The sequence below is a fragment of the Megasphaera paucivorans genome, assembly GCF_900103535.1.
In the GTDB taxonomy this organism is placed as follows: domain Bacteria; phylum Bacillota; class Negativicutes; order Veillonellales; family Megasphaeraceae; genus Megasphaera_A; species Megasphaera_A paucivorans.
In genome coordinates this window covers 19,992-38,712 of sequence record NZ_FNHQ01000007.1, presented here as the reverse complement: position 1 = coordinate 38,712, position 18,721 = coordinate 19,992, and the positions used below count along the sequence as shown (strand labels likewise).

Sequence of the window (18,721 nt, the reverse complement as noted above, 5' to 3'; positions counted from 1 at the left end):
ATTTTCCTCTAAAAAATCAACCATATACAAAGCAGCAAAAACAGTATCACTCCGGCAATAATTGTAAGTTTCTGCAGCAGCTTATGTTTCTGCTTCTCCCGCACTATTACACGCGGTTTTTTTATTTGTTTTTTATCTATTGCACGTGTGGAAGGCTTACATTCAGCAGAAAAAACGCCGGATTTATATTCTTTTACCAACGCATCTCCATCTAATCCTAGAAAATTTGCATAATTACGAATAAATCCTTTAACGAATACCTCTCCCGGTATCCTATTAAATTCCTCGTTTTCCACTGCAGATAAATATACCTCTCTGATATTAAGTGTATCGGAAACTTCTTTTAATGTCCTTCTTTGCGCTTCTCTTTCAGATTGCAAAATTTTCCCGACAGATACCAATATGTATCCCTCCTTATACATATACAGATTTATTATATACTATTTGAGACTAAAAAGGTATCTCATGTCTGTCCGCTAAAAAATTTCCGTTGTACCTCTTCAGCAGGCATCAAAATATCCCGCGCCTTGCTTCCATTACTGGGTCCCACTATCTGCATAGCTTCCATCGTATCCACCAAGCGTGCCGCGCGTGTATACCCAATCCGGAAGCGTCGCTGCAGCATAGACGCCGAAGCCTGTCCTGTTTCTAAAACCATATTAATTGCCTGTTCCATTAATTCATCTTCGAAAAAAGTATGTTGTTCCGTTTGTTCTTCTGATTGTGCTTGCTGCACATCCGCATCATATTCTGGTTCACTTTGTTTTTTTATGAAATTTACCATTTGATCAATTTCCGAATCAGAAATAAATGCGCCCTGTACTCGTAAAGGTTTGGAAGCTCCCATAGGATAGAACAGCATATCACCCTTACCCAAAAGTTTTTCTGCCCCGGACATGTCGAGAATTGTTCTGGAATCTACCTGACTCGATACAGCAAATGAAATGCGGCTTGGTACATTGGCTTTAATAATACCAGTCAAAACATCAACAGAAGGCCGCTGTGTTGCCAGAACAAGGTGCATTCCACAAGCTCTTGCCTTTTGTGCCAGTCGGCAAATAGAATCTTCTACATCCGTAGATGCAACCATCATTAAATCAGCTAATTCATCAATAATAATAACGACAAATGGGAATGCTTCCTCCGGATGAAGATGATTATACCGTGCAATATCCCGAGTGCTTGTCTCTGCAAACCGATGATAACGATTGTCCATTTCCCGCACAGCCCAACGCAATACACGAGCCGCCTTTTTAGCATCCGTGACAACAGGTGTCATGAGATGAGGAATGCCGTTATAATTAGAAAGTTCGACCACTTTAGGATCAATTAAAATTAATTTTACATCACAGGGCCGTTGTTTAAACAAAATACTGGCAATCAAGGTATTAATACATACGCTTTTTCCTGATCCCGTAGAACCTGCTACTAGTAAATGCGGCATCTTTGTTAAATCAGCAATTACCGAATTACCGGCAATATCTTTTCCCAATCCAACCGGCACGCCCCCTGCTGCTCGCTTAAATTCTTCCGAGTCCAGTACATCTCGTAGATTAACCCCGGCGACCTGCTTATTCGGAACTTCAATACCAATGGCTGCTTTTCCAGGAATCGGAGCTTCAATGCGAATGTCCGTTGCCGCCAATTTTAAGGCAATATCGTCAGATAAATGTACAATTTTACTAACTTTGACACCTGCTGCCGGTTCCAGTTCATATCTCGTAACAGCAGGGCCTTTACTGGCATTGATAATTTTAGCATCAATATTAAAACTAGAAAGTGTTTCTTGTAAAATGCGGGCATTGGTGCGAACCTCATCATTAGCAGCGGTAGATATAAGCCGTCCTGGTTTTAAGATAGATATAGACGGCAAAATATATGCTTTTTCCATTTTTTCCTTGGGTATAGGCAATTTTCCTTCTGGAGCCAAATCCACAGCTGTCGGCTGTCTTTCAACTTCTACAGGCTTTAAGTCTTCAAGGTCTTTTTCAGCAATATCTGCGATACCTTCTGCCACCTTTTTCGATACAGATTTTTCAGGTTCTTCCACTGTGTTACGTTCCATTGCTATTGTTTTGTCTTCTGCATCTATTTCCTGAATTGCTTCCTGCAAGAACACTTGTTTTTCCTTGTTGCTGTCTTCTTGATCAGAATTTATTATATGTACAGGTATTTCTGAGGATTCCGAATTTTCTGCCAATGCCGCATTCATTTTCGGTACTTCATCACAATTACCAACCTTTTCCAAATCAAATATTTTATGCTTTTTTCTATTTTCCTGCCATTGTGTTTTGTGTTCCTGCCATTGGCTATGAATAGATTGAGACGCAACTTGGATTTCTTCTGTTGCTTTAACAGAAACAGTCGTAACACTGTTAGAAATAGACCATTTTTTCCAAGCCATTACTGTCACTATCATGCCTATTGCCAAAACTAAAAAACCCCCGGCCTGTCCAAAAAACTGTCGCAGCAAAACAGCTACCAATCCACCGATTGCACCTCCGCTGATAGACATAACAGCCGGCATAAATTCAGCCCCTTCGGGAACAAAAAACAAATGTATCATCCCCAGAAACATAATAAACAAGAGTGTTCCCAACGCCCAATTTCCCGTTACCGGAATAGCCTTACGAAGCATAATATACTTTAATCCTAACACAACCAGCAGCAATGCTGCCAAAATACGCCCAACGCCAAATATATACGCAAGCACGTCATCTATAACCGTTCCGATGCTGCCCGTATCTATACCAATGATGCCTATAGCCGCAAAAAGACCCATAAAAATAAAAACAAGACCCATAATTTCATATTTTAAGAGTGATGGCCCTTGTGTTTTTTTTGTCGTCCGACGCCCTCGCTTTTTGCCGGTCAATTTTTGTGTACGGCTGGATATTTTACGCTGTGCCATTTTTTCACCTTCCAAAACTTACTTCCCACGACGATATTTCCAATGTTCCGTCATATTTTTTTCCTGTCCATGATCTAAAGGATGATAATATACTTTATTTTTTAAAGGATCCGGCAAATATTGCTGTTCGATCCACCCTTCAGGATAATTATGGGGATATTTATAATGAATACCGTGTCCCAAAGCTGCGGCCCCCTGATAGTGGCTATCGCGCAAATAGTCAGGAATATCTCCGCAATCACCTTTTCGAACATCAGCGATAGCGCTGTCAACAGCAACATATGCACTATTACTCTTAGGAGCACAGGCGATATAAATAACTGCTTCCGAAAGAATAATTCTTCCTTCCGGCCATCCCACAAATTGTACTGCCTGGGCTGCAGCATTAGCAACAAGCAAAGCTTGTGGATCTGCAAGCCCTACATCTTCGGCCGCGCATATTACAAGACGCCGGGCAATAAACGAAGGCTGTTCTCCCGCCTCAATCATTCTGGCCAAGTAATGCAGTGCTGCATCAGGATCTGAACCTCGCATACTCTTAATAAACGCAGAAATAGTATCATAATGAGCATCACCTTTTTTGTCGTATGTATAAATTCTATGCCCTACTACTTTTTCTACAATCTCCTGTGTAATTGTACCACGTCGAGGCACCAGCATACAAATTTGTTCCAAAAGGTTAAGTCCCATTCGGGCATCTCGATCTGCATAAGAGGCAATTGTCATAAGTATATCGGATGTCGCCGTGATTTCCATTTTTCCCAAGCCATTGATTTCATCCTGCAATGCTCTTCGCAAAACAGATGCCACCGCCTCTTTAGTAAGAGCGTTAAGCTGCATGACCCGTAAGCGCGACAACAGCGGCCGATTTACCTCGAAATACGGATTTTCAGTAGTGGCTCCAATCAAAATGATTGTGCCATCTTCAACATAAGGAAGCAGTACATCTTGTTGTGCTTTATTAAAACGGTGTATTTCATCAATAAAGAGAATCGTCCGTTTTTGATACATACAAACAGCGTCCTTCGCCTCGCCGATCAACTTACGCAAGTCTGCAGTTCCTGCGGTAACGGCATTTACTTTAACAAATCGGCTTTGTGTTTCCATCGCAATAACATGGGCTAATGTTGTTTTCCCCACTCCAGATGGTCCATATAATAACAACGATGGAATTGTATCGCGTTCAATCATTGCCCGTAAAAAACTATCTTTACCAATTATTTCATTTTGTCCATATATTTCATCTAACGTTTTAGGACGCATACGTACAGCCAGTGGTTCAAAATGTCCACTGTCCTTCGCATTAGCCATAGAAAATAAATCGTCTCCGTTCATTTGTTTGCTCCCCATGGTAAATAGAATGCCGCCAAGAATACTCAGCGGCATTTCAATCAACTATATACAAGAAAAGAAGCCCCACCATGCCGTTTATAAACCGAGTTTTGAGCCTGCCTAAGCAGGTGGGTGTCCTCTCATGAGTTCCAACAGTCCTGTGCCAGGCGTTGTTTTACGCTCACGAAGCCCAGACTCCCAATGTAAAAGATGTTGGTTCAAAACATCGAGACCATTTTACGCACACAGCAGGGTTGCTTCTTGACTACAGTATAATCAAATACATAAAAAAAATCAAGCCTTGACAAATACACAGAATTGTATTTCTTTTTTTATTTTTCTTGTTTTGACAACCTTTAAATTTTAGTTATAATAATTTATATGAAATACTAGAAAGGAATTCCACTTTTATGAAAAAATATTTTTTTTTTGATATTGACGGGACTTTGGCTGTGGGAACAACTAAACTAATCCCAAAAGATACGATATTTTGTTTAAATCAATTAAAACAAGCCGGTCATTTTGTAGCAATTGCCACAGGTCGGCTGCAATGTGACACTTTGCAATTTTCATTGCCGCTGCACATCAACTCTTTCGTCGCCGACGGCGGCAGCAGTTTGACGTATAACGGCAAACTGCTGGAGATGTCCGGACTTCCTCGGCAGCAAGCTATTTCCTTACTCCAAGATCTTGATTCTTGTCATATTTCCTGGGCTGTTACATTGGAAAATAAAACCATACGATATACTCGTTCTACAGCTTTTGCCAATAACGAAAAAAAAAGTTATTTTAAAACAATTGTTTGTCCATTAGATCCCCTGAAATTACATACAATTTACAAAATTTTCTATATAAACCCGTCTCACGCTGTTCCTCAACCACAGAAGCACGGTCTTTCTCATATTCCTTATACAGAAAACTCCCTTCTCGTTGAACCAACAGATAAAGCGGCAGGCATTCGCCGCATGATGAAAAAAATCAATGCTCCTCTGCATGATGTCGTCGTATTCGGTGATGGATTAAACGATATCAACATGTTCACTCCTGCATGGTTCTCCATTGCCATGGGAAATGCTTGTCCAGAACTTAAAGAAAAAGCAAACTATATTACAGATACCTGCGATACGGGAGGAATCTTGCATGCCTGTCAAAAATACGGCTGGCTATAATTTTTATATGTAAAGAAGGCTTTCGGCAGATTGATCTGCCGAGAGCCTTCTTTACATTCTCCAAACAAAATTTTGTTAATTAAGCTGTTCTTTTTCCTGCAACCGCTTTGTCCATTTCCAACGGTCATGAAGCCAAAACCAATCCTCCGGATATCGCCGTATATATGACTCCAGCCGATCATTCAACTTTTGTGTCGTTTCATACATAATTTTCTTTTTTTCTGCTTTAGATAGTTTTTCCCCGCTATTATATGGTCGAATCGGCGGTAAAACCTCGATAATATGATGATATGGTCTATCTTCATGAATAAACGTAGTAAGAATAGGATAATTATGAATACCAGCCAATTTAGCCGGCCCATCCGCCGTTAAGGTATCCCGTCCAAATAATTTAACCATAATACCCGATGTCGATGGATCTTGATCCATCAGCAGTCCTATATAACAGCCTTCTGATAAAAATCGTATCATGTCCCGAACACCCGTTTTATATGTAACGTGTTGTTTCATCATACAACGATATTCATTGATAAATTTATCGGCACTATGATTATTCTGTTCTTGTGCAACAGAAATAAGTGGATATCCATTCATAGCAAGCACGGCACCGAGAAGTTCCCAATTCCCGGCATGAGATGCCATAAAGATACTACCTTCACCGCTTTCTTTCAATGCATCCAGATATTCTTTCCCATGAAAAGTAATTTTTTCATCAAGTTTTTCCTTAGTATAAATAGGATACGATAAAACTTCTACTATCATAGGACCAAATCGCACACTGCTGGCTCGTGCAATAGCCATTGCTGTCTGTGGATCATCTGTAATTCCACATTCTATTATCTGACGCTGTGCTAATAACTTACGCCGTTTAGGTACAAACGTCCAAAAAAATATCCCTAAAAAAGAACCAATACCGCGGCGAATAGTTTCTGGCACATGGCAAATAAAATAACTTAAACACTTCATAAAGATATACATGGTATAGCCTCTTTATTTATTTTCCAATTCAGACAGCTTTTTTTCTAAAGCCTTTAAGCGTTTTGCCATTTGCGGCAAATGTTTAATATAAGCTTCTTGCCGACTCCACTCCATGTGCGGCCGGGCAGGAAATCCACCATAAATTCCTGGCTTTGTGATATCTCTGGTAATGCCGCTCCTGCCAGCAAAAACTGTATCCGAGCAAATCGAAATATGCCCTTTTGTAGCTACTTGACCGGCAAAAATAACATGATCACCAACAATGGTACTTCCCGCAAGTCCATCTTGTGCAATAATAAAACAATCTTCACCAATTTCACAATTATGTCCCAAATGGACTAAATTATCTATTTTGGTTCCCCGTTTTACTTTCGTACTACCCAGCGTTGCATTATCAATAGTGGTACAAGCTCCGATTTCTACATCATCACCAATTTCCACATTACCAATTTGAGGTATTCGCGTATGTTTTCCATCTTTTGTGGCAAACCCAAATCCTTCGCCGCCAATAACCGCATGTGCCCGTATAACGTTACGGCTGCCAAGAACACAATTCTCATGAATAACTGCACCTGGATATAGTACCGTCTCATCTCCAATAATAACATTGTCTCCAATGAAAACTGAGGGATATATAATGCAATGCTTTCCCACACGTACATTTTTACCAATAACAGCATACGCCATAATAGTTGTTTCAGCACCAATAATTGCGCTTTCATCTACAATAGCCGCAGAATGAATTCCCACCGTCACAGATTGACGAGGATGAAATAAAACAAGAAGTTTTGAGAAAGCCAGCCTTGGATTTTCTACAATAACCAGCGTATTGTCCCCGCAAGGAACTTCCTTTTCTACTATTACTGCTCCCGCATGCACTTGTGGGAGATATTCTATATATGGGTCCACCGCAAAAGTAATATCATTTTTTCCCGCTTCTGCCAAACTTCGAATATCTTCAACAACGGTCTCACCGTTTCCGATAACAGTGCCTCCTAAAAATTCAGCCAATTCCTGTACCGTTTTCTTCAATAGTTCCACGTCCTTTACTGCATTTTTTTAATCAAATCATCAGTCACGTCAATTCCGCCCTTTTGAACCGCTTCTGTATATACAATAGTCCCAATATTTTTTTCCTTAGCAATTTCACCTAATTTGCCCTGTACATCACGAACAAATTGCTGCTGCATGCTGGAACCGAAAATTTGCAGTTCCTGCTGTGATTGCTGTTGCTTTTTTTGATAATCTTCTGCCGACATAGTTTTCTTTGCTTCATTTAATTCTTTTTCCACGGCATCTTGTTTATCTTTTAACTTTTGCTGTAACTGCTGCGCCTGTGGTGCTTCCTTACTTACCCGTGTCATGTCCACCACACCTACTTTATCTGCTCCGCCGCAGCCGGCAAGCATCCCTGCGATAAGGGTAATCATCATCAGCGCCGCAAAGCGCTTCCACATTTTTTTCATTCTTTAATGCCTCCTGTTATGCCAGCTTGGCAATAATATCATCTGTTACATCTTGCGCCGACCCTGTTCCTAAATAATCACTAAAAATCATAGTAATTCCTTGTTCCTGAGCAACAGCAGCGGCTTTTTCTCTGACATCTGCCATAATATTATCTTTTACTTCATTTATTTCTTTTTCTTTTGCAGCAAGTTTATCCTGCCATTCCTTATTCCATATTGCCGGTTCCGGTCTATTATCCATACTATTCATATGTTGTTGAAAAAGGTTATAACTTTCCTGCTGCCGCCCTTTCAATTCTTGTTTAACTTGTTCTGTATATGCAGCCATTTCTTGCTGTGCCTGCGCTTTATAAGGAGCCATAGCTGAAGTTATTTCAGCTTCTGTCAGCGATGTTTCCGTTTCTGCATCATTTCCTTTGAGCAGTGACGTTAATTGCGCGTTTGCTGCAGCTCGTTCTTCCGCACTAAGGGAAAGTGTCCCTAATTTTAACTTCAAATTGATAATTTTCAACTCATTTCCCTTGAATCTCTGGGGTTGCAGTTCTTTTTTTGTTTTTAGCAATTCCTGATATTTTTTCTGCAATCCCATATTTAATTCATTTTCTTTTAAAGCAACGCGGGCATGCAGCTCTTGATCAAGAGCCGCAGACATCAACACCGCATTACCGCCGAGAGTCTGAAAAACTTGATTCTGCGCTGCCGCTTTTTGTGAATAATTCCACTGTTCAAACTGATACTGGGCAATCATCGCATTATATTGCAATTCCAGATGGTGATATTTGCTATATTCAGGATGACTCATCATAATATGCTCTACATCTGCATATGCATAAACAGGGCCGGCAGTTTCAGCATCCTGTATGCTGCCTCCCCGATTGTGCAAACCCATATACCCCGCAAAAAGAAATCCCACAACAAGGACTGCACCGACGACTGCCACATATATCCGCTTCATAAAATCATCCTTATTTCGATTCACTCAATTTTTTCGCAACTTGATCCGTAATATCCGTACCACCATACAATACTACGCGTTTATCTACAACAAGGCTGAGGCCTTTGGTACTTGCTACACTGTTAACCGCGTTATCTACTTTATCCTTCAGCCCTTTTTGAATTTCTTCCTGTTTTTTAGCCATTTCACCTTGCATAGTTTGATACAGCTGTCCTTTTTGTTCATCATTCATGCTAGCCGATTGTTCTTCAAACTTTTTCTGCATATCCTGAGATGCCTGCTGCATTTCTTTTTGCGCATTCTGCAAATCCGCATTATCCGGAGCAAATACCTTGCTCATATCTACTATTCCAATATTGCTGGAAGGTGCCGCATTTACAGGATTCCCCATCTGCATTACAGCAATGGCTGCGATACTCAAAACAAAAATCAGTGCTACCGCCGCCGAAAAAATTTTAACATTCTTTTTCTTACCCATTTCTGACATCATTATTACATTTCCCCTTTTCTTTTATAAATAGCCTATTACCCGAAGCCACCTATCATGGTCGGATACAATATATTCAAGGCTGACATATTCATGAAGTTTATAAGAAAGACCAAATTCATTATCCCGATTGGTAAGATCGCGATCATAACGGATTCCCCACCGGCTGCCTAAATTCTGTTTCAGCCAAAGATGGTTGCTTGTATCTTCCGTTTCAAATTGATACCCTAACGTGGTTGTTTTGCCCCATCGATAAAAATACCCGGGGATAAAATCCCACTTTACAGAAGAAGGCTTAAATTCCACTTCAGTGAAAAACTCATGATGCTGGCCCACTTTCCGTCCTACATGAGCCATAATCACGGTATGTTCATCTGATATATTCCTGTTATGATATTTATCATTACGGTTCATATCGATATATGCGCCTGCCTGAATATCATAAAAATCTGTTTCCGATTTTAAATGAATCTCCAGATTTTCACCGATGGCAACCGTGGGTATCACACGAAGTTTATATTGTTTAATAACCCATTGCTTAGCAATCGTTTTTTGCAAATCAGTTAAAATGTCACGCTCATGACGCCGCACAAAGGTAATTGGCAGTCCTTCAAGTCCCGCATATTTTTGTTCTATATTTTTCCGCGTATTCAGAAAAATCACTTTTGGCAAATTTTCAGCATCAAGAATAACATTGACATTACGAATAACAGGAAGCTGCGGCATTAAATAAATTTGCACCTCCGTATGTATTCCCGGTGTAATAACAATATGCGGATAGAATTCAGGCAGCATACCGATCAATTCATTTTCCAATACCGATTTTACTACTCCATTAGCCCAATCCAGTGAATCTACAGGCAACCCAATCAATAAATTTTCCACCATAGGCTGAATATCATGGAGATCGCCTGCAGCCATCTGTACTCCCATACTTGGCAAAGAGCCATAATCAACAGTGACATTCACCGTATGAATTGTATCTCCCCAAGGACGGACACGTACTGCCATTATCGTATCAGGTCCCGCTGAAATATTTATATCATCAACAGTATATCCAATCAGCACCCGGTTAATGATATCATCAACTACTCTTTTATAAGAGTCGGCAGACGCATTTATTTCAGCATCATCTTTATCAAGAAAAACATGATTACCTACCGTCTGTATGCTAGCTGCAATTCGTTTTTGCACTAACAGTGGAATCGGTGCCTCCGCCGATGTCAATTGAACCGTTACATGTGTAACCGGTGCCGCTAACGCATTACCCGCACCCATAAGAAAAACCAACCCTGCCAATAGATATGAGCGGATCATACTCCTCCCCACCTATCCCTAACTTGCATTAGAATTTACCTCCAAAGCTGAAGTGGAATTTACCGCCTTCTTCACCATACCCATAATCAAGCCGAATCGGACCGATTGGTGTTGTAATACGAACGCCTACGCCGCCTGAATAATGAAGTTTGTTGTTATCTTCATACCAAAACATTTGATCTGTACCCCCCCAGGCATTGCCGGCATCAGTAAAGAGGACACCTTGAACTTTTTTAGCCATCGGGAATCGGTATTCAATGGTTCCTTCATAAAAATGATTGCCGCGGAATTCATCATCTTCATATCCACGCAGCGTATCCGCACCGCCCAAAGAGAACAGATTATCGTACGGCATGTCGCCAAAGCCAACACCGCCCATAAGACGAACCGCAATAACTTGTGCATGCCCTACTTTATAATAGGTACGGCTTTCAGCTGTAAACTTATAAAAGTCAAAATCACCGCCTAATCCATGACCCGCAATCGAACCTGCAAAGGATAGCCGTTTGCCACGTGTAGGATCATAAACATTATCACGATTGTCAAATACATGCGACCAAGTTAAACTGTTCGTACGTCCAAAGTTCTTGTGTAAATATCCCGGATAATTATTGTAATTATATCCACTTACATAATTAGTATAATCGGTTGTTTTTGTTTCCAACGTTACATAGTCACTGACATATTCACTGCGAACTCGTCCATATGTAATATTTCCACCTTTGGTCCGCTTATAATATTCTGCAACAGAATTTCCCTTTTGATCATAATCATCATAATCAGATTCACGATCAAAAATACTGAATCCGATAGAATCGCCGTGATCATTAATCCAAGGCCGGGTATAGGAAAAAATATAATTTCTCATAGAATTCGTCGTACCGCCAAATTCCCAATTAATACTAACTTTATCGCCAGTTCCTTTGAGATTTGTCTCGCTGAGTCCCAAAATCCCGACAAGACCATCAGAATCGGAATATCCGCCGCCAATAGTAATTGATCCCGTCTTTTGTTCTGCTACATCAATTTCCATGATAACATCATTTTTATTGCTTCCCGGCAGGAGTCTCACATTGACATCTTCAAAATATCCTGTATTGTAAATACGTTCGATACTGCGGCTCGCCAAATTTTTATTGAAAATCTGACCTTTTTTTATTTTCAGTTCCCGCATAATAACATATGTCTTAGTTTTCGTATTGCCCTTCACGATGATATCCTGTAGCCGTCCTTCGGCAATATCAATATGGAGAACTCCCTTATCATCCATATTAACACTAGTCACATGACTTAAAAAATATCCGTTATTGCCAAATTGAGCATTAATAGCTGAAACATCTTTGCTAACCATAACGGTATTTAATGTCATTCCCGGTTTTGTCGTAATCAATTTCAATAGTTGATCCGTAGGATATGTCTCATTCCCAGTAATTTCTATTTTAGCAACAACTGGATTAATTTTGACCTGATAATCCAGCATAACTCCCTCGGGAACAGAAGTAAACGCCGGAGATACTGTCGAAAATAAACCTGTCGCACCAATAACATTTACGTCGTGACGGATATAATCGGGATTTACCGCATCTCCAACACGCATAGCTAAACTATGCTGCAGTACAGTTCCCAACTGCGGATCCGGTAAGGGAGAAATAGTAACCGCCGTTGCTGTTTTTCCTACATAGGGTGCTATATCCTGATCGCTTACTGCATCACCATACGGTAATCCAGCCTGTTCTGCCTGAGATAACGTAGCAATTGGATACTTGGGAAATGTCGTCGTATCTATAACCGCCGTACTTGTACTGGATAGATATCCTACTTTCCTGCCATTATTCTGATCAGCCGACATTTCCGTTTCTGCTGCAGGTGCTGCTGCAGTTCCTTCAACGTTCCCAGTTTTTGCCTCCACACCGCTTGACACGGTTCCCGTATCCGGTTCATAACCGGTTTGATCATTAGCATTCACTGGTGCATTATCATCTGCATTCGCGGCTGATACCGCTGTCGTTGTTTTCGGTGCCGTTGTCGGAGCACTTACTGCGGCAGCATGTAATTCTTCCGCAGACTCATAACCTGTATATCCCGAATCTGCTGCGGGTGCTTCTGCTACTGGTTTCGTCGTATCCGGAGCAGTCACTGCAGATGCTTTTTTTATCGTTGGTGTTTTTTCAGAAGAAATATCTGGTATAGTTTCTCCCGAAGAAGGTTCATATCCCGTTTCATCTGCCGCAGCTGCTGTTACCGTTGCAGCGGGCTCCTGCCCGTTAACCCATGCTGGGAAAGTCATCAAAGTACTTGTAATCATCATGACAAGAATTTTTTTGTTTCTGTTGTTGTTCATGGAAATCCTCCGTTATCTGTTCTTATTTACCGCGCAAGCTGTGCTGCGCATCTTGTACAGCTTTTTGTACCTGTCGATCTGTCATGACCGTAGTACCATGTGACGATTCGGAAGGCTGCACAACTATCTGTGGAGATTCTTGCATAGTTTCCTTTATATGAGAATCGCTTTCTTCTGATCCCGTCTCCTGACTCGTTGTGTTTATCCTTGTATGCGTTACCGCACCTTCCATATGTTTTACTGCCGAAGTGTCCTCACTATAATTAAGCTTAGGCATTGACACCCATTGTGAATTAATCCGTTCAGCCTTATTACTGGTAGCTGTTATCGGAGTCATTGGTTCCGATTGATTACGCGGTGTAAAAATATACCAAAATCCAGCGGCTAATACAAAAGCTGTTAGAATAGCCCCTACTTTGAGAAATTTCTGTCCAATAGTACGTTTCTTGCGCAGATTTTTCATTTCTGCTTCTGCCAGCATAAGGTTTAGCTCTCCTTTAATGCCGGCCTGCCGATCAAATGATTGTTCTGCTTTTTCAAGCCATGTTTTAGCTGATCTGACATGATCAGCTCTATCTTTATCAGATATTCTCATGCAGAGTACCTCCCTTCTAAGCATACTTATAAACTCCTAAAAGGTTTATCTTTTTCCAACGAGAATATTTCAGCAAATTTGCACATTCATCTATTTATTTCTTTAATTATCACGTTTTTTGTTGATATTTCGCCTATTTTTCTTTTCTCATTTATTTTCATGAATAAAGCGGCTTAACATCCCCCGTACACGCCGTATTCCCCGCTTCTGCAAACGATACACATAGGTCAAGCTCAAATCCATATCCTGAGCAATAATTTTCTGCTGTTTATCATGTAAATAAACACTCTCCAACACAATCTGTTCCTTTTCCGGAAGACGCTGCAGCATTTGTGCCACATAATCAAATAAAAATTTACGTCCTGCCTGATCCGCAATATCAATACGCTCATCAGGTAACATATCTCGCAAAGCCACACCGTTTTCATCTGGTTCATCAAGAGAAACAGATTTACTTTTCCCTTCTCGATTCAAATAATCGATAATTTCACCACGTATCCTGTGAATGGCGTACAAAGGGAACGCAACATTACGACTATATTCATAATGTTCTACCGCTTCAATGAGCCCCAGTGTTCCTTCTTGCAATGCGTCCTGTAAAAAATCTTCTTTTACATGCCAATGCATAACTTCTTTAAAAACCAGGGGTTGATACTGTTCAATCAATCTGCCTCTGCTTTCTAAATCTCCTTTTTCTTTATAAGCAATCCACAAAGCTCGCTCTTCTGCGGGTTCTAATAATGTGATTTTTTGTAATTCCTTCAAATATGCATCAAGCAACGTCATTCCCCCTAGTAAAAGCTGTATCGATATTGACCGCCGATATATGAATCATCACTGGCTTTCCACGCATTGATACTCATATGATTGCTAACATCATACCGAAGACCGGCACGATTATCTCTATGATTTAAACCAAAAGCCGCCGTAAGCATAAAATCATTGAACAAATATTTGCCCATCTCTATATTATAATAATTTTTATTTTCATTAGAAAGCCTTTCATTCATATTTAAAGATCCTGATGTAACATTAAGCATATCTAACGAAAACGCACGTTCCAGCGTGCTCGTAACACCCAAACTATCCAAAGTCATACGTACACCTGTCCCTATCAGTCCAGACACATCATCACTTTTTAGTGAACTGCTGTTGCGTCCGCCATTACGTAAGGTAATGAGTGACACAATCTGTTGTCTCGTCAGTGGCGGCTGTGAGCGAAGAAGCATATTCATATTATCAGCAGGACCGCGCAACGTTAACATAATGGTATATTGTCCCACACGTCCATTCCCTTCTACCATCATATAAGGTATAAAAGAATCTGCCTGTGAAAAATCAGCTTGCCCTTTAGTAACATTAAATTTCGTATCCAGATAACGCACAGACCCCCGCAATGCTTCAAACTGTCCTGATGGTATAGGGTGAGAAACAGTGCCATGAAAAGTTGCGGCACCCGTTACTATTAAATCATATAATACAGGATTATACAATCTTACATTTTTTCCCAAAGATATGGTCATATCCATTTCCAGATCAGGGCTGTTTCCTGTATTTATTGCTATAAGCGGTATATTAAGCATAGCATCAGCTATTTCAATATTTCCTTTGAGAAGTGGAAAATTATGTCCTTCCTCGATTGCTAGCTGTCCGCTCAAAGGACCTTTAAAATAATCACAATCTATACCTAGTTTATTTAACTCTAAACTGCCTTGATATGAATGTATCTTCCATCCTTTCCAATACACCATCCCGTTTAATAAATAGGATCCTTTGTTTTTCTTCCCTTTTTTATCCATCGTTCCACTGCTTGTAATGGTTGCCTTTGTCCCATCTAATACAATAGCTGCCTCAATATTTTCCATTGGATTCTTGAGGTCGCGAAATTGAATTGTTCCATGATGGACAGACAAATTTCCTGTTAATTGCGGTTCAGCCAACGTTCCCGTTAATTTTACAGATCCATTAAGTCCCCCGCTTCCTTGTGTTACAAGTGGTGTTATAAATGCCAGAATATCTAAGCCTGCATTTTCCAGCTTAAAAGTTACATCCATGGATTCATCAGAATTTTGATTCCCCATCAATGCTCCAACGGGAATAGTACCATACGCACTCGCCTTATAAGGATCGCGGGAGATAAAAGCCTGATTGATATGAATAATGCCATCACGGACATTTATCAGTCCAAATACATTTGTAAATGAAATTCCATTGATTGTACCCCCATTCAACTGTACAGACATATCAACCTGTGGATGATCACTTGTACCGCTGACATCCGCTGCACAATCAATCCGTGTATCTATATCAATATTATTTCTCCCAAAAATATCTGTCAAAATTTTTGAAGAAAAATTACGGCTCCCTACCTGTAAATTCACGGGACCATGCAAAGCATAGGTTCCTTGCGCTATCAACATTCCGTTATCAACCAAAACAGTCAGTTTATTTACTTCAACAACACCTTTATCAAGTTGTATATCAATATCTGTAGGCTGCACCGGAAAACCCGCCATGACAGCCTGTGTTATCTTGCCTTGTATTTTACCCTGCGGATCATGTACTGTTCCATCAATAGAAATATTGCCATCTATTTTTCCACTGACATCTTTTATTGGCAGATTCAACAGTTTCAGCCAACTTTCTATATCTCCTGACATGACGGAAGCTCTCGCTTTAATCCAGTCTGTCGAGGGTTTATAACTAGCATTGGCTTGATAAAAACCACCATTTTGTTTAAACTGCAGGTCTTGCAGACGTACAATACCATCATAATAGCCAAAATCACTTTTCAATTCTGTTACCGGAATATGGTTGATGACCAGAAGCTGCGACCTGACAACACCGGCTGCCGTCGGATTATCAAACGTTCCTCCAATATATGCAGATATATTGACAATACCTGATTTTTGAGTTTGTATGCTCGGCATAATGCGAGAAACGTCAAGATCAGGAGATTCGACATGAATAGCCAGTCGATCACCCGCTGTACCATAAAATCTAACATGTGAATCATAAGCAGCAACATCACCATTAGAAAGAGTAACTGTTCCTTTAGAAAGGGTATAATTAGCGGCTATGCTTTTATACAAATATCCATAAGCAGATCCATCCGTCAATTGAACTTCGCCTACAGCAGACGGATCATCTAAAGTTCCCTTCACTTCCACATGATTTTGCACCCATCCTGTAAGAGGCATATCCACTTCCGCCAAAGATAGCAATCTTTCCAATCGCATATGATAGGTATCAAGAGAAAGTTCAATTTCTCTTGTATCAAGGTCGATCGTACCCATAGCCTTTTGATATCCATCCTTATACTGCCATTGTATACGCGGTATGTCAATATGCTGCCCCTCCCCGTTAAGAACTCCGTTCATATTATCAAATGGGACATTTTTAATTGAACCGGATACAGCATGAAAATTCATATCCCATTTAGGTTCTGCCCCATATACACGTCCCATAGCAGAAATATTTCCCGTCAAAGGTATCGATACATACGCACTGAATAAAGAAAGCGGTACATTGACAGCACTGAAGCGAATATCAGCTATGCCTTTATTCCAATCATACGTCCCATCTGCCTGTATTGTTCCCCCTTGCACATCCGCTTTTGCATTCAAAATATGCAACAGACCATCCGTATAGGAAAAGCCAATTTGTGCCTGTTGTGCTTCCACTCCATCATAAGAAAGGACAGCAGCACTTACCTGTCCTTGTCCAGATATAGCGTGGCGGGCAATATTCCCTGCCGCCTCAATCGTACCGGAAACGGTACCCGTTATTGAAACAGGAATCTGTGGAATATCCTCGAGACGTACATTTTCCAATTGAACGTTCACATTGTAATTGCTGCTTTTCCAAGAATACGATCCGCTGCCTTGAACAAGCCCTCCCGCAATATGAGCCTCTGCCTGTCTAACAAAGAAAGTCTCATTTTCATAAGAAAAATCTGCATGACTATTTTGCACTGCAACACCTTGTATATCGCCAGATTCCAGCGCAATCGTACCAGATGCATTCGGTGCATCCAGAGTTCCCCACAAGCGAGCGCGTATACCAACAGAACCGCTGACAGGGACACTCCTATCGGGAATCACCGCAGCTATATCTACTGACGGAGCTTGTACATCTAACTGAAAAACCGGTGTTTCTGCATTGGTCTTAACAATACCATCAAGGTGCACTGCTTGTCCATTAATATTTCCACTGATATTTTTTAAGCTGATTTCATCAGTACTGACCCCAACCTTGCCGGTCAAGGCGTCTAATTTATACCCATGCACATTCGCAGTACCATTTTGAATATCTCCATTGCCGGAAATCATTATTCCCCGGTGGTTTTGCACAATATGGGCGCTGATATTTTCAATCGTACCATCTTCAACTTTGACATCTGACGTAGTAGACATAAAAGGCATTACATAAGTAGCTTTTACAGAATCCCCATGAAGTTTTATATCATACTTGCGCATGGAAGTATAATAGCCTGAAGCAACTATTGGTTTTCCATCAATATGCATTGTTATTTGTCCATACAGTTCCGGATACGAAGAAAAATCAACCATTCCCTCACAAGAATCTGCTTGGAGAGACACCCCCTCGATCGCGGATGCCTTAATAGTACCCTTTCTGGCATAAACTACCGCCCGAAAGCCCGGATCACCCGCATTTGTATCTTTTTTAATAAGAGAAGCGAGGTTCCATTCTCCCGGCGTTTTTTCCCAAATATGAACCACTGGAGCAACGACAGTAACAGTCTGAATAGAAGAAACCACATTATCACCGGATGCTGCCAACTTTGCCATCTGCCAAGGGTTAACCTGTATTTCCACGTTGTCTCCTGTAATAACAGTCTTTCCCTGCGTATCCTTAATTAACGGATCATACAGAAATATTTTCCCAGTTAACGACACATCCATAGCAGAAAAAGAAACAGTCCCGTTAATATGTTCATTTAATGTTGTTGTAATGGTCGTAGATACGTATTGTATCAAAACCGGTTTTTCCCGCCACAAGGAAAAAAGCACCATCAAAAAAGATGCAATGACAGCTAAGGCAATCCATTTCCGTTTCATCCGCCGGCCTCCATCAGATATAAGAAAGAGAGAACTGCTTTCATACAATTCTCTCTCCATTTTACGACATGCTCCTTACTAAAATCAAG

Annotated in this window: 14 protein-coding genes and 1 other RNA gene; 1 reads left to right on the top strand and 14 read right to left on the bottom strand. The window is 40.6% G+C overall.

What is annotated here, in order from left to right; genetic code table 11:
* Positions 1–8: 8 nt before the first annotated feature.
* The 4 genes from BLR11_RS04460 to ssrS all read right to left on the bottom strand — a co-directional run bounded on the left by BLR11_RS04460 (position 9) and on the right by ssrS (position 4,501).
* On the bottom strand, positions 9–401 hold the full coding sequence (locus BLR11_RS04460; protein WP_176762874.1) for a helix-turn-helix domain-containing protein: 393 nt from the start codon (positions 399–401) through the stop codon (positions 9–11).
* Between the two features lie 62 nt (positions 402–463).
* Positions 464–2,911 (bottom strand): FtsK/SpoIIIE family DNA translocase, encoded by a 2,448-nt coding sequence (locus tag BLR11_RS04455; protein ID WP_091648805.1) that lies wholly within the window; start codon positions 2,909–2,911, stop codon positions 464–466.
* Between the two features lie 18 nt (positions 2,912–2,929).
* Positions 2,930–4,246 (bottom strand): replication-associated recombination protein A, encoded by a 1,317-nt coding sequence (locus BLR11_RS04450; protein WP_091648596.1) that lies wholly within the window; start codon positions 4,244–4,246, stop codon positions 2,930–2,932.
* A gap of 74 nt (positions 4,247–4,320) precedes the next feature.
* A non-coding RNA gene (gene ssrS / locus BLR11_RS04445) (6S RNA) lies at positions 4,321–4,501 on the bottom strand.
* Between the two features lie 152 nt (positions 4,502–4,653).
* On the opposite strand from ssrS, the gene BLR11_RS04440 reads away from it, so the two are divergent.
* Positions 4,654–5,412, top strand: a complete 759-nt coding sequence (locus BLR11_RS04440; RefSeq protein ID WP_091648593.1) for an HAD family hydrolase — start codon at positions 4,654–4,656, stop codon at positions 5,410–5,412.
* 75 nt (positions 5,413–5,487) lie between these two features.
* Here BLR11_RS04440 and BLR11_RS04435 read toward each other — a convergent pair whose 3' ends face one another.
* The 10 genes from BLR11_RS04435 to BLR11_RS04390 all read right to left on the bottom strand — a co-directional run bounded on the left by BLR11_RS04435 (position 5,488) and on the right by BLR11_RS04390 (position 18,692).
* Positions 5,488–6,390 (bottom strand): lysophospholipid acyltransferase family protein, encoded by a 903-nt coding sequence (locus tag BLR11_RS04435; protein ID WP_091648590.1) that lies wholly within the window; start codon positions 6,388–6,390, stop codon positions 5,488–5,490.
* Positions 6,391–6,402: 12 nt separating this feature from the next.
* On the bottom strand, positions 6,403–7,422 hold the full coding sequence (lpxD, locus tag BLR11_RS04430) for a UDP-3-O-(3-hydroxymyristoyl)glucosamine N-acyltransferase (RefSeq protein WP_091648587.1): 1,020 nt from the start codon (positions 7,420–7,422) through the stop codon (positions 6,403–6,405).
* Positions 7,423–7,436: 14 nt separating this feature from the next.
* The gene (locus BLR11_RS04425; protein WP_091648584.1) at positions 7,437–7,856 is read right to left on the bottom strand and encodes an OmpH/Skp family outer membrane protein; all 420 of its coding nucleotides are present in this window, start codon (positions 7,854–7,856) and stop codon (positions 7,437–7,439) included.
* 16 nt (positions 7,857–7,872) lie between these two features.
* The gene (locus BLR11_RS04420) at positions 7,873–8,811 is read right to left on the bottom strand and encodes an OmpH family outer membrane protein (RefSeq protein ID WP_091648581.1); all 939 of its coding nucleotides are present in this window, start codon (positions 8,809–8,811) and stop codon (positions 7,873–7,875) included.
* A 10-nt stretch (positions 8,812–8,821) separates the two neighbouring features.
* The gene (locus tag BLR11_RS04415; RefSeq protein WP_091648578.1) at positions 8,822–9,301 is read right to left on the bottom strand and encodes an OmpH/Skp family outer membrane protein; all 480 of its coding nucleotides are present in this window, start codon (positions 9,299–9,301) and stop codon (positions 8,822–8,824) included.
* Between the two features lie 21 nt (positions 9,302–9,322).
* Positions 9,323–10,615, bottom strand: a complete 1,293-nt coding sequence (locus BLR11_RS04410; protein WP_245675082.1) for a hypothetical protein — start codon at positions 10,613–10,615, stop codon at positions 9,323–9,325.
* 28 nt (positions 10,616–10,643) lie between these two features.
* On the bottom strand, positions 10,644–12,956 hold the full coding sequence (locus tag BLR11_RS04405; protein ID WP_245675081.1) for a BamA/OMP85 family outer membrane protein: 2,313 nt from the start codon (positions 12,954–12,956) through the stop codon (positions 10,644–10,646).
* Positions 12,957–12,978: 22 nt separating this feature from the next.
* Positions 12,979–13,551 carry a hypothetical protein gene (locus BLR11_RS04400; RefSeq protein ID WP_091648576.1) on the bottom strand — a complete coding sequence of 191 codons (573 nt, stop codon included), beginning with the start codon at positions 13,549–13,551 and terminating at the stop codon, positions 12,979–12,981.
* Between the two features lie 147 nt (positions 13,552–13,698).
* Complete coding sequence (locus tag BLR11_RS04395; RefSeq protein ID WP_091648573.1) at positions 13,699–14,331, bottom strand: sigma-70 family RNA polymerase sigma factor; 633 nt, start codon at positions 14,329–14,331, stop codon at positions 13,699–13,701.
* An 11-nt stretch (positions 14,332–14,342) separates the two neighbouring features.
* Positions 14,343–18,692 carry a translocation/assembly module TamB domain-containing protein gene (locus tag BLR11_RS04390; RefSeq protein ID WP_091648570.1) on the bottom strand — a complete coding sequence of 1,450 codons (4,350 nt, stop codon included), beginning with the start codon at positions 18,690–18,692 and terminating at the stop codon, positions 14,343–14,345.
* Positions 18,693–18,721 lie beyond the last annotated feature (29 nt).